The following is a 20,141-nucleotide window of genomic DNA, read 5'->3' as shown; positions in this document are numbered from 1 at the left end:
CGGGCCTCTCCCTGATCCACGCGGATTCCGGCCATTACGCGCCGAGATCCTGACGGCTCGCGCGGCGCGCACCCGGCTCCGTCTGCCGGGACTCGCACGGGGTTGCGAGGCGGGTCGGCGCGCCACGGCCCCGCAGCACCGTCGTGTCGCCGAGCGTCCAGCGGGCCGCCTCCGCCTCGTCAGCCAGCCCGACGGCGGCGCCCGTGGCGAGCACCCGGCCGGGCACCGTCTTGGCCAGCTCGGTCAGCCGCGCGGCCTCGTTCACCGGGTCGCCGATCACGGTGTACTCGTAGCGCCGCACGTCGCCCACGTTCCCGGCCACGGCGTCCCCGGCGGAGACGCCGATCCCCGCGGTGGCCTCCGGCAGCTCGGCGGCCAGCCGCGCTGCGAGCACCCGGCCGGCGGCCAGTGCGGAACCCGCCGGGTCCGCCGCGTCGACCGGCGCGCCGAACACGGCCAGCGCCGCGTCGCCCTCGAACTTGTTGACCCAGCCGCCGTGGTCCTCCACGACCTCGACGACCACGGCGAACAGGCGGTTGAGCAGCCCGACCACCTCGGTGGGCGGCCGCTGCACCGCCAGGGCCGTCGAGCCGACGAGATCGACGAAGAGCACCGCCACCCGGCGTACCTCGCCGCCGAGCCGCACCTCGTCGGTGGCCGCCGCCACCCGGGCGACGTCACGACCGACGTGCCGGCCGAAGAGGTCCCGGATGCGCTCCCGCTCCCGCAGGCCGCTGATCATCGTGTTGAAGCCGGACTGCAGCTGCCCGAGCTCGGTGCCGTCGTAGACCGTGACGCTCGCGTCGAGGTCGCCGCCCTCCACCCGCCGCATCGCCCGGCGCACGGCGTTGACGGGGTCGGCCACCGCCCTGGCCGCCCCCACGGTCACCAGCAGGCCCGCGACCAGCGCCGTGGCCCCGACGGCCAGCACGATCACCGCGAACCGGTCGGCGGACACGTCGCGGTAGACCAGCACGGACAGCGCCGAGAGCAGCAGCCCGACCACCGGCACGGCCGTGCCGAGCGCCCAGAACAGCAGCGCCCTGACCACCACCCCGGGCAGCGCCCGCCGCCGCGGTGGCTGCGCGGCCAGCACGCGCGCGGCCGTGCGCCGCAGGATCCGCTCGCTGAGCAGGTAGGACAGCGCGCAGGTGGTGATGCCGCCCAGCACGATCGTCTCCCCGACCGACACCGCGAGCCGCAGCGACCAGCGGGCGTTCAGGCCGGCGAACAGTGCGGCGCCCACGACCCAGAGCACGGCCTGCACGGTGACCAGCCGCAGCGGGCCGTGGAGCACCATGCGCTGCTCCGTGCGCTTCTCCGGGCGCTCGCCACCGGAGGCGGGAGTGCGCAGCCGGAACCGCCGGGCTCCCCACACCAGCCCGACCGGCACCGCCAGCAGCAGGTAGCCGCCGAACGTCACGATGTTGAGCATCCGCACGGTGGCCGGATCCGCGAGCGGTCCTTCGGGCAGCACCCACGCCGCGAGCACGAGCACCACACCGGCGCCCGCCACGTTGGCGACCACCACCACCACGGCGAGCGCGATCCGCGTCGGCAGGTCGAGCACGGACCGCGCCATGATCGGGCAGCGTAGGGCGGCGCTCACGATCGCGACATGGTCACGTGCCGCCGTCCTGCCCGCGAGTCGCCCGATCCGGACCCGCGAGTCGCCCGGTTCCGGCGCGCGAGTCGCCCTACCCAGCCCGGCGGGTCAGGGGCGGACCGTCGCGGTGAGGTGGACGGCCCCCACGCGCCGGCGCACGTCGAGGTTCCAGCCGTCCCCGGCCGGGGCGGCGTGCAGCTCGACCGTGCTGGGCAGCAGCAGCGGCTTCCCGAACGCGACGTCATAGGTGAGGGCGGCCGGCAGACGTCCCTGCAGCGCGGCCAACGCACGTCCGGCCGTCCACATCCCGTGGGCGATCGCCCGCGGGAAACCGAACGCCCGTGCGGTCAGCGGGTGCAGGTGGATCGGGTTGACGTCGCCGCTGACTCCGGCGTAGCGACGGCCGGTGCCGCCGTCCACCCGCCAGACCGCGGCAAGAGCACCGCCGGACACTCCCGGCGGCGGCGCCGGCGCCGGATCACCGTCGGCAGCGGGCGCGGTTGCTCCCCTGGCGAGATAGGTGCTGCGCCCGAGCCACACGGGCTCACCGCCCGCGTCGACCCGCGCGACGAGATCGACCTGCGCGCCCTTCGGATGTGCGACGAAACGCTCGGCGTGCACCCGGACGTCGAGGGGTTCGGCGGCGTCGATCCCCCGGTGGACGGTGATCGTGTTGCGGATGTGCACCAGCCCCGGCAGCGGCAGCGGGAACGCCCGGTCCGCCATCAGCTCGACCTGCAGCGGGAACGCCAGTACGTGCGGATACGTCGGCGGGAGCACGTCGTCCACCGCGAAGCCGCAGACCCGCGCGTACGCCGCGAGGTGCGAGCGGTCCACGGACACGCCCTCCCGCGACCGCTCGCGGTCCGGGAGCACCGACGCGCGCGGCCCGAACGACCCGACCGCGGCCTTGAGGTACTGCGGAGCCAGTCCCATCAGGCCCCCAGGATGCTCTGCCCGCACACCCGCACGACCTGTCCGGTGACCCCACCGGTCTCGGCCTCGGCGAGCCAGCCGACCGTCTCGGCGACGTCCACCGGCAGCCCGCCCTGGCGGAGGCTGTTGATCCGGCGCCCGGCCTCCCGGGTGCCCAGCGGCATCTTCCCGGTCATCTCGGTCTCGATGAAGCCCGGAGCCACCGCGTTGACCGTGACACCCCGCTCGGCGAACCGGGGTGCGAGTGCCCGCACCATCCCGATCACGCCCGCCTTGCTCGCGGCGTAGTTCGTCTGACCGCGGTTGCCGGCGATCCCGCTGGTGGAGGCGATGCACACGATGCGTCCGGTGTCGCTGAGCAGGTCATCGGCGAGCAGCGCCTCGTTGATCGCGAGCTGCGCGCGCAGGTTGACGGCCAGCACGGCGTCCCAGCGGTCGGCGTCCATGTTGGCGAGCAGCTTGTCGCGGGTGATGCCCGCGTTGTGCACCACCACGTCGAGCCGGCCGTGCCGTTCCCGCACGTGGGCGAGCAGCCGGTCGGCGGCGTCGGGCGTGGTGATGTCGAGTTGCAGCGCGGTACCGCCGACGCGGTTGGCCACGCGCGAGAGCGACTCGCCCGCCGCCGGGACGTCGACCGCGACGACCGTGGCGCCGTCGCGGGCGAGGGTGTCGGCGATGGCTGCACCGATGCCCCTGGCCGCGCCGGTGACCACCGCGACCCGCCCGGCCAGCGGCCGCACGACCTCGTCGGGCGCGTCCATGCCGATCGGGTCCTGGGCCGGCCCGACGGGCACGCCGACCCGCACGACCTGCCCGTCGACGTACGCCGAGCGGGCCGAGAGGAAGAAGCGCACCGCGGAGTCGGTGGCCGCCGGCGGCGCGTCGGGGTGCACGACGAGCAGGTTGGCGGTGGCGCCCGCGCGCACCTCCTTGGCCGCCGACCGCACCAGCCCGTCGAGAGCCTGGGCCGCGGCGGCGGCCTCCACGTCGCCCGCGTCGGGCTCGGGGCCCAGCAGCAGCAACCGCCCCGACGGGGCGAGCCGCCGGACCGCCGGAGTCAGGAACTCCCGCACGGCGGCGAGGTCGTCGAGCGTCCGGACGCCGGTGGCGTCGAGGACGGCCGCGGCCACCGTGCCGTCCCCGGCCGCGTCGGCGATGTCGGCGTCCTTCAGCAGCGCACGGATCTGCTCCGCGTACCGGCCCGCGCCGACGGCCCCGACCAGCGCGGGTCCGTCGAGCAGGGGCTGACCAGGCGCGTAGCGGCGCAGCACCGGGATGCGCGGCACGCCGAGCCGCCGGACCAGCTGGTTCTGCGAGAGATCGCGCAGCGTGTCGTTGGACATGTCAGTTCCCCTCGAGGATCGCGACGACGCCCTGGCCGCCCGCTGCGCAGATGCTGATCAGGCCCCGGCTCTTCCGGCCGCCAACGCTGCCCTTCTCGTGCAGCAGCTTCGCCAGCGTCGCGACGATGCGCCCGCCCGTGGCGGCGAAGGGGTGACCGGTGGCCAGCGAGGACCCCGCCACGTTCAGCTTCGCGCGGTCGATCGCGCCGAGCGGGGCGTCGAGCCCGAGCCGCTCCTTCGCGAACGCCGGGTCCTCCCACGCCTTGAGGGTGGCGAGCACCGTGGACGCGAACGCCTCGTGGATCTCGTAGAAGTCGAAGTCACCCAAGGTGAGGCCGTTGCGCTCGAGCAGCCGCGGCACGGCGTACAGCGGTGCGGTGAGCAGCCCGTCGGACCCGAGCACGAAGTCGACCGCCGCCGTCTCCGCGTCGACCAGGTGCGCGAGCACCGGCAACCGGTGCTGCGCCGCCCACTCGTCCGACCCGAGGAGGACGGCCGCGGCGCCGTCGGTGAGCGGTGTGGAGTTGCCTGCCGTCATGGTGGCGCCCTCGCCCTTGCCGAACACGGGCTTGAGCTTGGCGAGCTTCTCCACGGAGGTGTCGGGCCGCAGGTTCTGGTCGCGGCTCAGCCCGAGGTAGGGCGTGACCAGGTCGTCGAAGAAGCCGCGGTCGTAGGCGGCGGCCAGGTTGCGGTGGCTCGCGACGGTCAGCTCGTCCTGCTCCTCGCGTCCGACGTGCCACTCGAGCGCGGTGAGCGCGGCGTGCTCGCCCATCGACAGCCCCGTGCGCGGCTCGGCGTTGCGGGGGACCTCCGGGACGATCTGGCCGGGCCGCAGCCCGCGCAGTGCCTTGAGCCGGGCGCCCAGCGAGCGCGCCCCGTTCAGCTCCATCAGCACCCGGCGCAGGTCGTCGTTCAGGGCGACCGGCGCGTCGCTGGCCGTGTCGACACCGGCGGCGACACCGCTCTCGATCTGCCCGAGTGCGATCTTGTTGGCGACGAGTACCGCGGTCTCCAGGCCGGTGCCGCAGGCCTGCTGCACGTCGTAGGCGGGGGTGGAGGGCGAGAGCGTGCTGCCGAGCACGGCCTCGCGGGTGAGGTCGCGGTCGCGGCTGTGCTTGAGGACCGCGCCGCCCGCCACCTCACCGATCCGCTCGCCCGCCAGCCCGAAGCGGGCGGCGAGCCCGTCGAGCGTGGCCGTGAGCATGTCGAGGTTGGACGCGCGGGCGTACGCGCCGTTCGCGCGGGCGAAGGGGATGCGGTTGCCACCGATCACGGCGGCCTTCCGGGTCTCCGGCACAGGTTCCTCCCGGGGGTCTGGGCTTCAGTATGGGCGTTACCCGTCAGTAGCCGATACTCAAAGTACACGGTACTCTCGGTGCCGTGAAGGCGGTCCGGGACAAGCGAACGAGCCGGTGGGACGCCCACCGGCGCGCCCGCCGAGCCGAGCTGACCGACGCCGCAATCGCCGCGATCCGCGCCCACGGCGCCGGCGTCGGGATGGACGAGGTCGCGGCCGGGGCGTGCACCAGCAAGACCGTCGTCTACCGTCACTTCACCGACCGCACCCAGCTCTACGTCGCCGTCTGCGAGCGGGTGGCCGAGGTGCTGGTGGCGCAGATACGCGCCGCGATGGCCGGCGGCGAGAGCCCCCGCGCGAAGACCGCCGCCGGCATCGCCGCATACCTACGGCTGATCGAGAACGACCCGGAGGTCTACCGGTTCGTCGTGCACCGCCCACTCGTCGACAGCGCCCTCGACGGCGACCCGGTGGCCGACCTCGTCTCGCTCATCGGCGACGAGGCCGCCGCCGTGATCGCCGCACAGCTGCGCCGCGCCGGTTCCGACACCGGCGCCGCGGTGTCGTGGGGCCACGGCATCGTCGGGCTCGTCCGGGCGGCGGCCGACAACTGGCTGGCCCGCCCCACGGGAACGACCCGCGACGAGCTGGCCGCCCAGCTCACCGATCTGGCCTGGTCCGGGCTCTCCGGCGTCGTGGCTCCCCACCAGGCTTCCCACAAGGAGGAACCCGCATGACGTCCGACCCCCGCGAGCTCCGGCGCGTCCTGGACGGCCGGTGGGCCGACGTCCGCGCCGAGGTTCGCGCGCAGCTCGGGGAGCTGCGGCTCACGCCCGAGGCCGACCTGAGCACCGAGGAGTACCGCGCACTCACCACCGAGAACCTGCGCCGGCTGGCCGAGAGTGGGCGCCCGCACCAGGGCTTCGACCCGGCGTACGGCGGTGGGGGCGACGTCGGGGGCGTGGTCACGGCGTTCGCCGCGCTCGGCTACGGCGATCTCTCACTGCTGGTCAAGGCCGGTGTGCAGTGGGGTCTCTTCGGTGGCGCCGTCCAGGTGCTGGGCACTTCTCGTCATCATGACAAGTACCTGCGCTCGATCATGGACGGCGACCTGCTCGGCTGCTTCGCGATGACCGAGACCGGCCACGGCTCCGACGTCCAGCACCTGCGCACCACGGCCACCTACGACCCGGCCACGCAGGAGTTCGAGATCCACACCCCCGACGTCGGCGCGCGTAAGGACTACATCGGCAACGCCGCGCGCGACGGGCGGATGGCCGTCGTCTTCGCCCAGCTGATCACCGGCGGCGTCTCCCACGGGGTCCACGCCCTGCTCGTGCCCATCCGCTCCGAGGACGGCACCGCGCTGCCCGGCGTCACGATCGGCGACTGCGGCCGCAAGGCGGGCCTCAACGGCGTCGACAACGGCAGGCTCTCCTTCGACCACGTGCGGGTGCCGCGGGAGAACCTGCTCAACCACTTCGCCGACGTCGCCGAGGACGGCACCTACTCCAGCCCGATCACGAGCGCGTCCCGCCGGTTCTTCACGATGCTCGGCACGCTCGTCCGCGGCCGGATCAGCGTGGCGGGCGGGGCGGGCGCCGCCACGCAGAAGGCACTCGCACTGGCCATCCGCTACGGCGCCACGCGGCGCCAGTTCGCCGACCCCGAGAGCGGCGAGGAGGTGGTGGTGCTCGACTACCTCGTCCACCAGCGCAAGCTGCTCCCCGCGCTCGCCACCACGTACGCGCTGCACTTCGCCCAGGCCGACCTCGTGTCGGAGATGCACGACCTGCAGTCCTTCGACGCCGAGCCCGGCTCGAACGTCGAGACCGAGGCGGGGCAGCGGGACCTGGAGACGAGGGCCGCGGGCATCAAGGCCATGGCCACCTGGCACGCCACCGCCACGATCCAGACCTGCCGCGAGGCATGCGGCGGCGCCGGCTACCTCGCGGAGAACCTGCTTCCGCAGCTCAAGGCCGACACCGACGTGTTCACCACCTTCGAGGGCGACAACACGGTCCTCCTGCAGCTGGTGGCGAAGACACTGCTGTCGGACTACGGCCGCCGCGTCGGGAAGCTCGACGTGGTGGGCAAGGCCCGGTTCGCCGCCGACCTCATGGCCGGTTCGATGGCCGAGCGCACCGGGCTGCGGGCCGTCGTCCGGCGCGGGGACCTCCGCGACCGCGCCTACCAGCGGTGGCTGCTCGTCGAGCGCGAGGAGCACCTGCTGGCCGCGGCCGCCCGCCGGATGCGCAAGGCACTGGCCCCGGGGGCCGACCGGTTCGCCGTCTTCAACGGCGCGCAGGACCACCTGCTGGTGGCCGCGCGGGCCCACGTCGACCGGATCGTCCTCGACTCCTTCGCCGCCGCCGTCAACCGGGTGGAGAGCCCGGCCCTGCGCGGCCTGCTGGAGCAGGTGCGCGGGCTGTACGCGCTCTCGGTGATCGAGGGCGACCGCGCGTTCTTCGTCGAGCACGGGTACATCAGCCGGGGCCGGGCCAAGGCCGTCACGCAGGCCGTCAACACGCTGTGCGGTCAGCTGCGCCCGCAGGCCAGGACCCTGGTCGACGGGTTCGGCATCCCCGAGGCCTGGCTGGACTGCCCGCTGCTCGACGGCGAGCGGGACAGCCACGCCGCCCCGACCGACCCGTCACCGTCCCAGGAGGAGCCGACCGACCTGGCCGCAGTGGGCTGAGCGCGGCCCGCCGCGGGCGACTCACCCCGCAGAACCGGGCGACTCACCCCCCGGAACCGGGCGACTCGCGAAACCCCCCGCGAGTCGCCCGTTCCGGACCCGCGAGTCGCCCGTTTCCCGTCCGCGAGTCGCCCGTTCATGACGCGCGAGTCGCCCGGGGCTGGGGCAGCGGGTGGCGGGTGATCACTCCTCTTCGGACCACTCGTCCTGGGGCTCACCGGGCCGGTGCACCCCGAACGACCACTCGAAGCCCTCGGGGTCGACGACCCGGAAGCGGTAGTTGCCCCACTCCGTCGGCTCCGGGGCCCAGATCGTGGTCGCGCCGGCCTCGAGCGCACGGGCGTACAGCGCGTCGACGTCGGCCGGGGCGGGGACGCTGAGGTAGACCCCGTAGCCCATCGTGTCGCCCTTGCGCGGCGGGCGCTCGTAGCCGTCGTGGTCGCTGAACACCACGGCCACGGCGTCGCCCAGCCGCAGCTCGGCGTGCGCGATGCCGCCCTTCTCGTCCGGGAACGACATGGTCGTCTCGAACCCGAACGCCCGCTGGAGCCACGTGATGGCGGCCGGAGCGTCGCGGTACCCGAAGAGGGCGTGCAGGTCGGCGGGGGGCTGTCTCGTCTCGGTCATGCGAGAAGCGTGTCCGGGACTGCGGCCAGTTCCTGTCCTGATCTCGCACGGCCGCCGTGGGGTCACGGCGACCGCGCGATGCCCTCCCACCGGACGGTCCAGCTCCCGTTGTCCGGGAACCCCGGCGCCTGTCCGGGCGGGCCGCCGTCCCACCCGGCCGCCATCAGCGCCACCGCGACCAGCAGCCCGCCGTTGCCCGGCAGATAGACGGGCAGCCGGCCGGTCTGCCGGTTGTGCCCGCTGGGCAGGTGGGTGTTCTTCGGGGTGTCGAGCAGCAGCGCGTCCACGGCGAGGTGGGGCTCACCCAGGCGGGCGGCGGTCATCGCGATCGCCGGGAAGTCCCAGCCCCAGGTGCTCTCCCAGTGCCAGTCCGCCAGCACGTCCTTCAGCGTCGCCCGCATGGTCGACGCGTCGACGTAGCCGGTGTCGGGCACGACGCCGAGCGCGTAGAGCATCGAGGGGTGGTCGTCCCGGACCGTGTAGGGCGGGGTGGCGATCGCGGTGTACCGGCCGTCGCGGACGCAGGCGGGGGCCATGTGTTCGGCCACCTCGCTCCAGCGCGGCTCCGGGTCGAGACCCAGGTACGCCCGCCAGCGCTGGGCGACCCGCAGGGCCCACGCCCAGTAGGCCAGCTCGAACGTGGGGTCGGCGGTGGCGGCCCGCTCCCGGTGGTAGGACTCCTGCGCCGGGACCAGCGGCGGACCGAGGTGGAAGCCGTCCTCGGCCGCCACCACCATGTCGGCCATGAACGCGGCGGACTCCAGCACGCACTCGCCGTACCGAGCCACGGCCTCGTCGCCGCACGCCCTGCGCAGCAGCTCGGCGAGGTGGATCGGATGCGGCTGCTGCCAGAGCAGGAACGCCCCGATCGCGCTCGGGCTCTCCCGGCCGTCGGGGGCCACCTGCTTGGGCCACCGGGCCCCGGCGAAACCCTGGCGGCGGGCGGTCTCCCGCGCCCGGTCGAGGACTCCCGGGTACCAGTCCATGCTCCGGGCCAGGAGCTCCGGGCGGCCCCACAGCGCGAAGTGCGCGGCGTGCCACCAGTGCATCTCCAGGTGGAACCGGCCCCGCCAGCTGTTGGTGACCAGCCCGGTCTCCGCCGGGGGCAGCGAGCCCGCGCCGTGCACGGCCGTGAGGTACTGCGAGAGCACGATCCGCCGCTGCAGTTCCGGCGCGCGCGGGTCGGCGCTACCGGTGACGTCGACGGCGCCGCCGCCCTCCCAGAACCGCGCCCAGTGCGCCTCGCTCGCCTCGCGGACGGCCGCGAACGTCGGGGGCGGCGCCTGCCGCGGGCGACCACCCGGCGCGAACGCGACGACGAGTTCCAGCGTCTCCCCCTCGGCGTGCACCCCGAACTCGTGCGGACCGAGGCGCGAGAGGTGCATGCCGGACCCGAGACGCAGGCCGACGTCGATCCGGGTGTCGTCGAGGGCGCGCCGGATGCGGAAGCCCGCCGCAGCCGGCTCGAGGGTGCTGACGTGGGCGTCCGGCCGGTGCCAGTCGGCGGCATTGCTCCACGACGTCGACCCGTACGGGAACGCGACGCGCAGCGCCAGCCGTCCGGTCCGCAGCGCGGGCGACAGCACCCGGACCGCGAGCACGTCCTGTCCGGGATGGGCGCACGTCTGTACCCGCACCGGGTCGCCCGCCAGCCGGAAGGTGCTCTCCAGCAGGCCGCTCCACAGGTCGAGCCGCTGGTGGGCCTCGCCGAGCTGGTCCGGGCCGGGCGGCTGCCACGGCGCGCCCCGCACCAGCCCGATCCGGCCCAGATCCAGCCGGTGCGGGTTGGACCGCAGCCAGGCCTGCTCCGCAGTGCCGTCGCCACTGCCGCCCGGGTCCATCGAGCCGTCGAGGTCCACGTAGTCGACCGCTCCGTGCGGCGAGGCATAGCGCCGCAGGCTCGACTCCAGCGACGGAGCCGGGACGGGCGCCGGGACGCTGTGCCACGCCCACTGCGCCTGCGCGCCGAGCAGGGTGCCGGGCTCCGCGGCGTCCGGCGCGTGCACCGGGTACAGCTGCGGGAACGTCTGCAGACCCGTGACGTCGGCGGTGAAGGCGAACTCCCCGTTGCCGACCGACAGTGCCGACCGCGGGTCGACGCCGTCGAGCACCGGGGAGTGCCGCTCCACCAGGCCACGGCGGTCGATCGAGCTCATCTCAGCTGATCGCCGCCGTGACCTCGTCGACGAACCGCGCGGCCGCGTCGGCCGGCGTCGCCCGGTCGAACAGCACGTCCGAGCCGATCCGCTCGAGGATCGACCGGGTGTCGGTGGAACCCACGGGCCCGACGACCAGCGGCGGCCCGACCTGCTCGCTGATGCGGTCGATGAACTCCGCCTCGACCTTCTGGTTCTCGTTGAAGGCGCCGCTGATCGCGTCCCGGACCTCGGGGTTGGCCGGGATCCCGCGGTCGGTGAGGATCTCGCGGCCCGCGGCCGGGTCGTTGACCAGGAAGTCGACCAGCTGGGCGGCCTCCTCGGGGTGCTCGGTGCGCGAGCTGATCGTGTAGAGCTGCGACGCCTGCAGCCACATGCCCGGCTGCCGGCCCGCCGACTCGCTCGGCGCCCGCATCATCACCAGCGGCGCTCCGGACGCGGTGCGCATGGCGGCCAGCCGGTTGCTCCAGTCCAGCCGCATCCCGGACAGCCCGCGGCCCATCAGCGTCTGTTCGGGGGCGGGCTGGCCGCCGAGCTCGACGGTGAGGGTGGCGGGCGGGGTGGCTCCGGCGTTGCGCATCCGGCTGGTCATCTCCCACCAGGTGGTCACCGTGGCGGCGCTGATCGCCAGCTTCCCGTCCGGTGTGTAGAGGCCTTCGTTGCTCTGCCTGGAGTAGAGGTCGAGGGCGTCGGCGGACGTCGGGTCCTCGGCTCCGTAGGTGCCCTCCGGGGCGGCCGCGCTGATCTGGGCCGCGATGCGCTCGAAGTCGGCCCACGTCCACGTCGTGTCGTCGGGCAGGCTCACGCCCGCGGCCTCGAAGACGGCGGGGTTCACCACCACCCCGTAGCTGTTGACGCCGGTCGGCACGCCGTACTGGACGCCGTCGAATCGGCCGTTGCTGGTGGCCGCCTCGTCGAGCTTGCCGAGGTCGAGGTACTGGGAGACCTCGGCGAGGTCGAGCAGGGCGCCGCGGTCGCCGTACTCCCGCGGGTACGCACCGCCCATCGTGATCACGTCGGGGGCGTCGTTGGCCGCCACGCTGGTGGCGATCCGGTCGAAGTAGGCGTTGAAGTCGGCGTACTCGCCGGTGACTGTGATGCCGGGGTGCGCGGCCTCGAACGCCGCGATCGCCCGTTCGGTGGCCTGCGCGCGCTGTTCGTTGCCCCACCAGGAGAAGCGCAGCTCGACGGGCCCGTCCTGGCTGTCCGAGCCACCTCCGCACGCAGTGAGCAGCAGCACGGCCGCCCCGATCAGGCCGGCGGCGGCCCGCGTTCCGGTCGCTCTCATGGTCGATCCTCCTCGGTCCCGCGTCGGTGCGGGGCGGTGGTCACTTGATGCCGGTGGTGGCGATGCCCTGGGTCAGGTAGCGCTGCCCGGCGAGGAAGAAGCCGAAGATCGGAGCCAGCCCGACGATCGACATCGCGAACAGCGGCCCCCACGAGGTGGCGCCCTGGCCGTCCACGAAGGACCGCAGCGCCACCGGGACCGTGTACAGGTCCTGGTCGGTCAGGAAGATGAGCTGGCTGAAGAAGTCGTTCCAGCTCCAGATGAAGGTGAACACGGCTGTGGTCGCCAGTGCCGGCGTGCACAGCGGCATGATGATCCGCCAGTAGATGCGGAAATGCCCGCAGCCGTCGATGCGCGCGGCCTCGTCGAGCTCGATGGGCAGGGTGCGGATGAACTGCACCATGAGGAAGATGAAGAACGCGTCCGTGGCCAGGAACTTCGGCACGATCAGCGGCAGGAACGTGTTGATCCAGTCCAGCTGGGAGAACAGCACGTACTGCGGGACGATCAGCACGTGGATCGGCAGCATGATCGTCACGAGCATCGCGGCGAACATCAGCTTCCGGCCGCGGAACTCCAGCCGGGCGAACGCGTAGGCCGCCAGCGAGCAGGACAGTAGGTTGCCGACGATGCAGCCCACCGCGATGATCGCCGAGTTGAGCAGGTACTGGTGGAACGGCGCGCCCAGCGCGGTCCAGCCCTCGACGTAGTTGCCCAGGTCGAAGCTCGACGGCCACAGCGACGGATCGCGGAAGATGATCTCCGTCGGCTTGACCGAGCTGGAGAGCATCCACAGCAACGGGTAGATCATCACCACGCCGAGGGCGATCAGCAGCGCGTGCCGAAGCGGGTTGCGCCCGCCGCCGCGCCGCGGCGGGCTCTCCTCGCGGACGGCCTGCGTGGCGAGCACCGTGTCAGTCACCGTAGAACACCCACCTCTTGGCCAGCAGGAAGTTGAGCCCGGTCAACGCGGCGACGATCACCAGCAGCAGCCACGCCAGCGCCGAGGCGTAGCCCATGTCGAACGAGCCGAACCCGCGCTCGTAGAGGTAGAGCGTGTAGAACAGCGTCGCGTCCGACGGGCCGCCGGTGCCGCCGCTCACCACGAACGCCTGGGTGAAGGTCTGGAACGCACCGATCGTCTGCAGCACCAGGTTGAAGAAGATGATCGGCGTGAGCAGCGGGATCGTGATGTGCCGGAACCGGGCCCACCGCCCGGCGCCGTCCACGGTGGCGGCCTCGTAGTACATCACCGGGATCTGCCGGAGCCCGGCCAGGAAGATCACCATCGGTGCGCCGAACGTCCAGACGTTGAGCACCACGAGCGTGCCGAGCGCGAAGTCCGGGTGCGACACCCAGCCGATGCCCTGCACGCCGAACAGGGCGAGGAAGTCGTTGAACAGGCCGTCGGTGCCGAACATCTGCCGCCAGAGGATCGCGATCGACACGCTCCCCGCCAGCAGAGACGGCAGGTAGTACACCGACCGGTAGAACGGGAGCCCCCGCACCCCGCGGTCGAGCAGCATCGCGAGCGCCAGCGCCAGCGCCAGCTGGAGCGGCACCGACACGACGACGTAGGTGAAGGTGACGCCGAGCGCGGAGACCAGCCGCTCGTCGCCGAGCATCTCGGCGAAGTTGTCCAGCCCGACCCAGCGCGGCGCGCGCAGCAGCGAGTAGTCGGTGAACGACAGGTACAGCGACGCCGCGATCGGCCAGATCGTGACCACGACCATGCCCACGATCCAGGGCGCCAGGAAGAGGTAGGCGACGCGGCCGTCGCGCACCGCGCGCTGGGAGCGACGGCCGCGCCTGCGGCGGGCGGCGGGGGGCGCCTCGGCCGCCGGCGCGGGTGCGGTGGGCGGGGACGCGAGGGACAGCGCCCCACCGGGCGGAGCGGAGCGGTCGGGCTCGGTCACGCAGAACACTCCTTCGTGTCGGTGCGAGCGGCTCATCCGCGAATCATGAGAAACCGGTTTCTACCGAGATCGCCTGATCGCGTCAAGTGTCCGGTTGCCTGCTCGCGTCGGTCGCGGAACCGAGCGACATCTCTCCTGATCAGCGCTCGGCCGGTGTTAGCGTTCCCATGGGGAACCGGTTACCGGAACCGGGCCCGTCACCACCCTGAGCCGGGGGTCGCGCCATGCCAGCTCTGCCCTGGATCCACGTCGACGGTGCGCATCTCGCCGACGAGTCCGGAGCACGCACCGTCCTCGCCGGGTTCGGGCTCGGCGGCTGGATGAACATGGAGAACTTCATCACCGGCTACCCCGGCACCGAGTCGCAGCAACGCGCCGCCCTGCGCAGCGCGCTCGGTGATGAGGGGTACCGCCGGTTCTTCGACCGCTTCCTCGACGACTTCTTCGGCGAGGCCGACGCCCGCTACCTGGCCTCCCTCGGGGTCAACGCGCTGCGCGTCCCGCTGAACTACCACCATTTCGAGGACGACGACCGGCCGTTTGTGATCAAGGAGGAGGGGTTCGCGCCGCTCGACCGGCTCATCGAGCGCTGCGCGGAGCAGGGCATCCACACGATCCTCGACCTGCACGCGCTACCCGGGAGCCAGAACCAGCACTGGCACAGCGACAACCCCACCCACCAGGCGTTCTTCTGGACCCACAGGCACTTCCAGGACCGCGTGGTGCACCTCTGGGAGGCCATCGCCGACCGGTACCGAGACCGCCCGGAGGTGGCCGGCTACAACCCGGTCAACGAGCCGGCCGACCCGTCGGGCGCGGTGATCGGTCCGTTCTACGAGCGGCTGGAGCGCGCGATCCGGGCGGTCGATCCTCGCCACGTGCTGTTCCTCGACGGCAACAAGTACTCCACCGACTTCTCGATGTTCAGCGAGCCCGCAGCCAACGCGGTCTACACCGCGCACGACTACGCGTTCCCCGGCATCGCGCGCGACGGCGTGTACCCCGGCACCACGCGCGGCGAGCACTACGACCGCGACGTGCTCGAACAGACCTTCCTGCGCCGCACCGAGTTCATGCGCACGACCGGAACGCCGATCTGGATCGGCGAGTTCGGGCCCGTGTACAGCGGCGAGTCCGACCAGGACGCCGGCCGTTACCAGCTGCTGGCCGACCAGCTCGCGATCTACCGCGAGCACGGGGCCGGCTGGAGCCTCTGGACGTACAAGGACATCGGGCTGCAGGGCCTCGTGTACGCCGCTCCGGGCTGCGCCTACCTGGAACGGATCGCGCCCGTGCTGGAGAAGAAGGCCCGCCTCGGCGTGGACGCCTGGGGTAGCGACGACCGCGGGGTGCGCCACATCCTCGACCCGGTGGACGAGCTGTTCGGCGCCGAGTTCGCCGACTTCGACCCCTTCCCGTGGGGACGCACGAAGTGGGCGGCCACCCTGGTGCGCAACATCCTGCTGGCAGAGCCGCTCGTCGGGCAGTTCGGCCGCTGCTTCGAGGGCGTCTCCCCGGACGAGGCCGAGTCGCTCGCCGCCTGCTTCGCGTTCGACGCCTGCGTGCGACGGGACGGGCTCGCGGAGATCGTCGGAACGCACCTGCACGCCGAACCGGTGACCCGGCGGTGAGCCCGGCCGGTGCCACGATCAGCCAGGTCGCGGCGGCCGCGGGGGTGTCGCGGGCCACCGTCTCGCGCGTGATGAACGGACGCGCCACGGTGGCGCCCGAGCTGGCCGAGCGCGTCCGCGCCGCGGCGGCCGCCCTCGGCTACAGCCCGAGCCCGGTGGCTCGCAGCCTCGCCCTCGGTCGCACCTCCACGGTGGCGTTCGTCGTGCCCGACCTGTCGAACCCGATGTTCCAGAGCGTCCTGCGCGGGCTCGGTCAGGCCGCCGCGAAGGAGGGGCACCGCCTCATCGTCGCCGAGTCGAACGAGGACCCGGCGGAGGAGACGCCGCTCGCCGTGGAGATCCGGCGCCGGGTGGACGGCATCGTCCTGGCCGCCTCCCGGCTCCCGGACGACGAGCTCGCCGAGCTTGTTCCCCGGCTCGAGCCGGTCGTGCTGGTGAACCGCGAGGTGCCGGGGCTCGACGTGCCGTCGCTCTCGGTCGACCACCGCGCGGGCGTCCGCGACCTGGCTGCGCACCTGTTCGAGCTGGGTCACTCCCGCCTGGTCTACCTGGCGGGCCCGCAGGCCAGCGCCTCGGACCGGGAACGGCTGCACGGGCTGCGCGCCGCTGTGTGCGACACCGCCGGCGCTGAGCTGGTGGAGCTGCGCTGCGGATCGGGCTTCGCCGACGGGCAGGCCGCTGTCCCGGCCGTGGTCGCCTGCGGTGCCAGCGGAGTGGTCGCCTACAACGACCTGGTGGCCTTCGGCGCGCTCAGCGGGCTGCACGAGCTGGGCATCGCGGTCCCGGAGCAGATCTCCGTGGTCGGCTTCGACGACATCCCGTTCGCCCGCTACACCACGCCCCCGCTCACCACCGCCTCCGTTCCGCAGTTCGACCTCGGCGAGCAGGCATGGCAACGGCTCTGGGTGTTGCTGCAGGACGGTCCGCCCCAGCACAACGTGACCTACCGGCCGCGGTTGGAGGTGCGGGGCAGCACCGGTCCGGCCCCCGGGGCTGCCGGTGGGGAGGTGACCACCTCGCAGGTGGCCGACAACCGGGGACCTACCGTCGATCCGTCGCCGTCAGCGTTGTAGAAGGAGTACGGATTGATCGTCGTCACCGGAGTCACCGGCAACCTCGGCGGGCTCGTCACGAAGGACCTGCTCACGCGCGTGCCGGCCACCGATCTCGGCGCTGTTGCGCGAAACCCCCAGAAGGCCGCCACCCTCGCCGACCAGGGCGTCGAGGTCCGAGCCGGGGACTACGAGGACCCCGAGTCGCTCCGGACAGCCTTCGCGGGCGCCGACGTCCTGCTGTTCGTCTCCTCTCCCGACATCACCCCGGGCACCCGGGTGCGCCAGCACGGCAACGTGATCGACGCGGCACGGGCGGCCGGGGTCGGCAGGATCGTCTACACCAGCGCCATCGGGGCGCAGGACGGCGTCGGGTTCCTCGCCGACCACACTGCCACCGAGAAGCTGCTCCGCGAGTCCGGCGTGCCACACACCCTGCTGCGCAACACGTTCTACATGGAGGCGCTCGTCAACCCGGCGCTGCGCTCGGCCGTCGAGTCCGGGGAGCTGCTCGCCGCAGACGGCGGGCAGCCGGTGAACTTCGCGACGATCGCCGACCTGGCCCTCGCCGCCTCGGCCACGCTCACCGGCCCGGAGCACGACGGTGCGGCATACGAGGTGCGCGGCCCACTGTGGACGGTGCCCGACCTCGCCCGCACCCTCAGCGAGGTCTCCGGGCGCCCCGTCACCTACCGGGCGGTGCCCGCCGACGACCTGGGGCCGGCCGCGTTCGTGCACCAGCTCATCGCATCGGGCCTGTTCGCGCAGCCGTCCGACGACCTCGAGAAGCTGCTCGGGCGGCCGGGCACCGGCCTGCACGACGCCGTGGCGGCGGCGCTGGCCTGACGCCCGGTGGTCGCCGGGCGTCGGTGACGGTGACGGTGACGTCGCGGCGGCCGACGGGCGGCTCGCACGGGAAACGGGCGACTCGCGGGACCCCGGCGGGCGACTCGCGGGCCGGAAACGGGCGACTCGCGGGGTCAGCTGGTGGGGCGGCCTGCGGTGAGTACCCGGGGGCCGTCGTCGGTGACCGCGATGGTGTGCTCGGCGTGGGCCGCCCGGCTCCCGTCGGCGGTGCGGAGCGTCCAGCCGTCGGGGTCGGGGCGGTAGGCGTCGGCCCCGCCCGCGTGGAACATCGGCTCCACCGCGATCACCAGCCCGGGCTTCAGGACGAGGCCGCGGCCGGCGCGGCCCTCGTTCGGGACGTGCGGCGCCTCGTGCATCTCCCGCCCGACGCCGTGGCCGCCATGACCCTCCAGCAGCCCGTACCCGCCCGATCGTCCGACGGAGCCGATCGCGTGGGCGACGTCGCCCATCCGGGCTCCCGGCACCGCGGCGGCGATGCCGGCGGCGAGGGCCCGTTCCGTGGTCTCGATGAGCGCGAGGTCCTGCGGGTCGGCCGGACCCACCACCGTGCTGAAGGCGGCGTCGGCGCACCATCCGTCGAGGTGCACGGCGAGGTCGACGCTGAGCAGGTCCCCTGGCCGCAGCGGTTGTCCCGACGGGATCCCGTGCACCACCGCGTCGTTCACGCTCGCGCAGATCACTGCGGGGTAGGGGGACGGGGCGAACCGCGGGTGGTATCCCAGGAAGGTCGGGCGCGCACCCGCGGCGGCGATCCGCTCGGCGGCGAGCGCATCGAGCTCTCGCGGCGTGACACCGGGGGCGGCATGCTCGCGCACGGCGGTGAGCACGTCGGCCACGATCTTCCCGGCTGCCTCGACGGCGTCCACCTCGCCCGGGGTCTTCATCTCAATCATGCGGATAACTATACCGGTATTACTATTGGTGTCATGGTGCGCGTCCCCCTGACCCCGGCCGACCGCGAGCGCGGCGAGCGGCTCGGCCGCCTGCTCCGCGAAGCCAGGGGGGAGCGCAGCCTCGCCGACGTGGCCGGCGCGGCCGGAATCTCGGCGGAGACCCTCCGCAAGATCGAGACGGGCCGCATCCCCACCCCCGCGTTCTTCACGGTCTCGGCGCTGGCCGGGGCGCTGGGGCTGTCGATGGACGAGCTGGTGGTCGCGGCGGCGCCCATGTCGGAGGAGCCGGACGCGCAGGCGGTCTGACGATCACCCCGCCCCCGCTGCGGCGCGAGCGATGACCTCCTCCACTGTGAGGGCGCTCGACGGGTGGTGGCTCAGGCACATCGGCTCCTGCACCTTCTCGAACGCCAGACCCTCGCCCGCCACGTAGAACTGCCCGGACGTGAGCCGCGAGATGTCGCTCACGTGTCCGCCCTTGGCCCTGGCGAGCTCGGTGGCGGCGTTGATCTGGGCGCCGGAGTTGAGGAACCCGAAGAACTGCGTGGCGGCGTTGCCCGGGATGCGGTTGTGCAGGCCCTTGGGCGCCTGCGTGGCGAACACCAGCCCGAGCCCGTACTTCCGTGCCTGCGAGGCCAGGGAGATGGTGCTCTCGGTGCAGGCGGTCATCGCCCCCGACGGCGCGAACGTCTGCGCTTCGTCCATCACGAAGAGCCCACCGAGCGGCCGGTCCCCCGCCGGGTTCGCCTTCACCCACGAGAACAGCGCCATCTGGAGCTGGTTGACGAAGCTCTGGCGCTGCTCGTCGGAGGGCAGGCCGACGAAGCTGATCACCGAGATGCGCGCCCGCTTCCCCTCCCGCGGGGTGAGCAGGACCGAGGGGTCGGCCTTCTCCCCGGAGCCGCCGAACAGCGGGTCGTTGATCATGGCCGCCGTCAGCGCTTCCGCCATCTCCGCGGCGAGCTTCTGGCCGTTGCGCAGCCCGCTGATGCCATCGGGCAGGTCACCGAGCAGGTCGATGAACCCGCCGAGGGACGATGCGCCGTGGCCCGCGTAGTAGGTGAGGACCTCCCGCAGCACCGCCCGGCCCGACTCGACCTTCCGCCCGGTCAGCTGCGCCCGGGGTGCGAGGCTCGCGACGGCGGCACCGACCGCGATCGCGAACTCGTCGTCGTCACCGAGGACGGCAGCGAAGTCCGGGAGCGGCTGGAACGACAGCGGCCGGCCCTTCGAACGACCGGGCGTCCACACGACCACCTCGGTCTGGTCGAGGTAGGCCGCGGCCTTCTCGCCGTCACCGTCGCGCCAGTTGTCCGGCGGCTCCGGCCACGCGTCGCCCAGCCGGGCGAGGTCGTTGTTGGGGTCGAGCACGATCGCCGACACCCCGTGCAGCGCGCACTCCTCGACCAGCCGCCGCAGCAGCACCGTCTTCCCCGACCCCGATCCGGCGAAGACGACGGTGTGCTTGCGCAGCGACTCGAGCGGCACGTGCACGTCGCGCTGGTCGGCGGCGGACCGGCCGACCGGCACGGTCGGTACCCGGGGCCGGGGCACGGGGCTGGGGCGCCACGCCGCCGGGGGTTCCGGACGCTCACCGGTCTCGTCCGGGTCATCGACGGCCTGCTCGTGCGGCGGCTCGACGACCAGCGGAGGCGGCACCGGTGCGGGCCCGACCTCCGACGGGACGGGCGCGGCGTCGGCCAGCGTGCGCCGGAAGAGCTCGGTCGATCCGGCGGGCCTGCGGGCGGCGAGCCATTCCAGGAACCCCGGCTTCTGGGGGCGCTGCATGACCTCCAGCGCCGCGAAGGTGCGCAGGTCGGCCTCGCCTGTT

Annotated in this window: 17 protein-coding genes; 6 read left to right on the top strand and 11 right to left on the bottom strand. The window is 73.2% G+C overall.

Translation table 11 applies throughout. The features are described from left to right. Window positions 1–34 precede the first annotated feature (34 nt). From HF577_RS19255 to HF577_RS19240, 4 genes are all read right to left on the bottom strand, one after another. Complete coding sequence (locus HF577_RS19255; protein ID WP_169397287.1) at window positions 35–1,582, bottom strand: adenylate/guanylate cyclase domain-containing protein; 1,548 nt, start codon at window positions 1,580–1,582, stop codon at window positions 35–37. A gap of 132 nt (window positions 1,583–1,714) precedes the next feature. Then, the gene (locus HF577_RS19250; protein ID WP_169397286.1) at window positions 1,715–2,542 is read right to left on the bottom strand and encodes a MaoC family dehydratase; all 828 of its coding nucleotides are present in this window, start codon (window positions 2,540–2,542) and stop codon (window positions 1,715–1,717) included. Beyond that, window positions 2,542–3,885, bottom strand: coding sequence for a 3-oxoacyl-ACP reductase (locus tag HF577_RS19245; protein ID WP_169397285.1), 1,344 nt, complete (start codon window positions 3,883–3,885; stop codon window positions 2,542–2,544). The genes HF577_RS19250 and HF577_RS19245 overlap by 1 nt, the downstream gene beginning before the upstream one ends. Before the next feature lies 1 nt (window position 3,886). Continuing rightward, complete coding sequence (locus HF577_RS19240; protein WP_169397284.1) at window positions 3,887–5,182, bottom strand: acetyl-CoA C-acetyltransferase; 1,296 nt, start codon at window positions 5,180–5,182, stop codon at window positions 3,887–3,889. An 83-nt stretch (window positions 5,183–5,265) separates the two neighbouring features. On the opposite strand from HF577_RS19240, the gene HF577_RS19235 reads away from it, so the two are divergent. Both HF577_RS19235 and HF577_RS19230 read left to right on the top strand, forming a co-directional pair. Further along, on the top strand, window positions 5,266–5,919 hold the full coding sequence (locus HF577_RS19235; protein ID WP_169397283.1) for a TetR family transcriptional regulator: 654 nt from the start codon (window positions 5,266–5,268) through the stop codon (window positions 5,917–5,919). After that, a complete protein-coding gene (locus HF577_RS19230; protein WP_169397282.1) occupies window positions 5,916–7,880 on the top strand; it encodes an acyl-CoA dehydrogenase family protein in 1,965 nt (654 codons plus the stop codon). The genes HF577_RS19235 and HF577_RS19230 overlap by 4 nt, the downstream gene beginning before the upstream one ends. A gap of 183 nt (window positions 7,881–8,063) precedes the next feature. Here HF577_RS19230 and HF577_RS19225 read toward each other — a convergent pair whose 3' ends face one another. The 5 genes from HF577_RS19225 to HF577_RS19205 form a co-directional block, all read right to left on the bottom strand. After that, window positions 8,064–8,507, bottom strand: coding sequence for a VOC family protein (locus HF577_RS19225; RefSeq protein WP_169397281.1), 444 nt, complete (start codon window positions 8,505–8,507; stop codon window positions 8,064–8,066). 62 nt (window positions 8,508–8,569) lie between these two features. Next, window positions 8,570–10,663, bottom strand: coding sequence for a hypothetical protein (locus HF577_RS19220; protein WP_169397280.1), 2,094 nt, complete (start codon window positions 10,661–10,663; stop codon window positions 8,570–8,572). A gap of 1 nt (window position 10,664) precedes the next feature. Beyond that, complete coding sequence (locus HF577_RS19215; RefSeq protein ID WP_169397279.1) at window positions 10,665–11,951, bottom strand: ABC transporter substrate-binding protein; 1,287 nt, start codon at window positions 11,949–11,951, stop codon at window positions 10,665–10,667. A gap of 40 nt (window positions 11,952–11,991) precedes the next feature. After that, complete coding sequence (locus HF577_RS19210; RefSeq protein WP_312859235.1) at window positions 11,992–12,873, bottom strand: carbohydrate ABC transporter permease; 882 nt, start codon at window positions 12,871–12,873, stop codon at window positions 11,992–11,994. Continuing rightward, complete coding sequence (locus HF577_RS19205) at window positions 12,866–13,867, bottom strand: carbohydrate ABC transporter permease (protein ID WP_312859234.1); 1,002 nt, start codon at window positions 13,865–13,867, stop codon at window positions 12,866–12,868. The genes HF577_RS19210 and HF577_RS19205 overlap by 8 nt, the downstream gene beginning before the upstream one ends. A 224-nt stretch (window positions 13,868–14,091) precedes the next feature. Here HF577_RS19205 and HF577_RS19200 point away from each other — a divergent pair, with 224 nt between their 5' ends. From HF577_RS19200 to HF577_RS19190, 3 genes are read left to right on the top strand one after another with little or no spacing between them, the layout of a single operon-like run. Further along, window positions 14,092–15,498 (top strand): glycoside hydrolase family 5 protein, encoded by a 1,407-nt coding sequence (locus tag HF577_RS19200; protein WP_169397277.1) that lies wholly within the window; start codon window positions 14,092–14,094, stop codon window positions 15,496–15,498. After that, entirely contained in the window at window positions 15,495–16,571 is a 1,077-nt protein-coding gene (locus HF577_RS19195; RefSeq protein ID WP_312859233.1) for a LacI family DNA-binding transcriptional regulator, read from the top strand. Before HF577_RS19200 ends, HF577_RS19195 begins: the two co-directional genes overlap by 4 nt. A gap of 12 nt (window positions 16,572–16,583) precedes the next feature. Continuing rightward, complete coding sequence (locus HF577_RS19190; RefSeq protein WP_169397276.1) at window positions 16,584–17,396, top strand: SDR family oxidoreductase; 813 nt, start codon at window positions 16,584–16,586, stop codon at window positions 17,394–17,396. Window positions 17,397–17,530: 134 nt separating this feature from the next. Here the strand turns inward: HF577_RS19190 and map are convergent, their stop codons facing one another. After that, on the bottom strand, window positions 17,531–18,310 hold the full coding sequence (map, locus tag HF577_RS19185) for a type I methionyl aminopeptidase (RefSeq protein WP_169397275.1): 780 nt from the start codon (window positions 18,308–18,310) through the stop codon (window positions 17,531–17,533). Between the two features lie 33 nt (window positions 18,311–18,343). Here map and HF577_RS19180 point away from each other — a divergent pair, with 33 nt between their 5' ends. After that, window positions 18,344–18,616: a helix-turn-helix domain-containing protein gene (locus HF577_RS19180; protein ID WP_169397274.1), complete on the top strand. Its 273-nt coding sequence runs from the start codon at window positions 18,344–18,346 to the stop codon at window positions 18,614–18,616. Window positions 18,617–18,619: 3 nt separating this feature from the next. On the opposite strand, the gene HF577_RS19175 is transcribed toward HF577_RS19180, so the two are convergent. Next, window positions 18,620–20,141, bottom strand: a 1,522-nt coding sequence (locus HF577_RS19175; protein WP_169397273.1) for an ATP-binding protein, incomplete at its 5' end; no start/stop codon positions are given.

Source organism: Pseudonocardia xinjiangensis (genome assembly GCF_012911925.1).
Taxonomy (GTDB): Bacteria; Actinomycetota; Actinomycetes; order Mycobacteriales; family Pseudonocardiaceae; genus Pseudonocardia; species Pseudonocardia xinjiangensis.
Note: the sequence above shows the minus strand (reverse complement) of the source record. Positions and strands in the feature narration are given on the sequence as shown.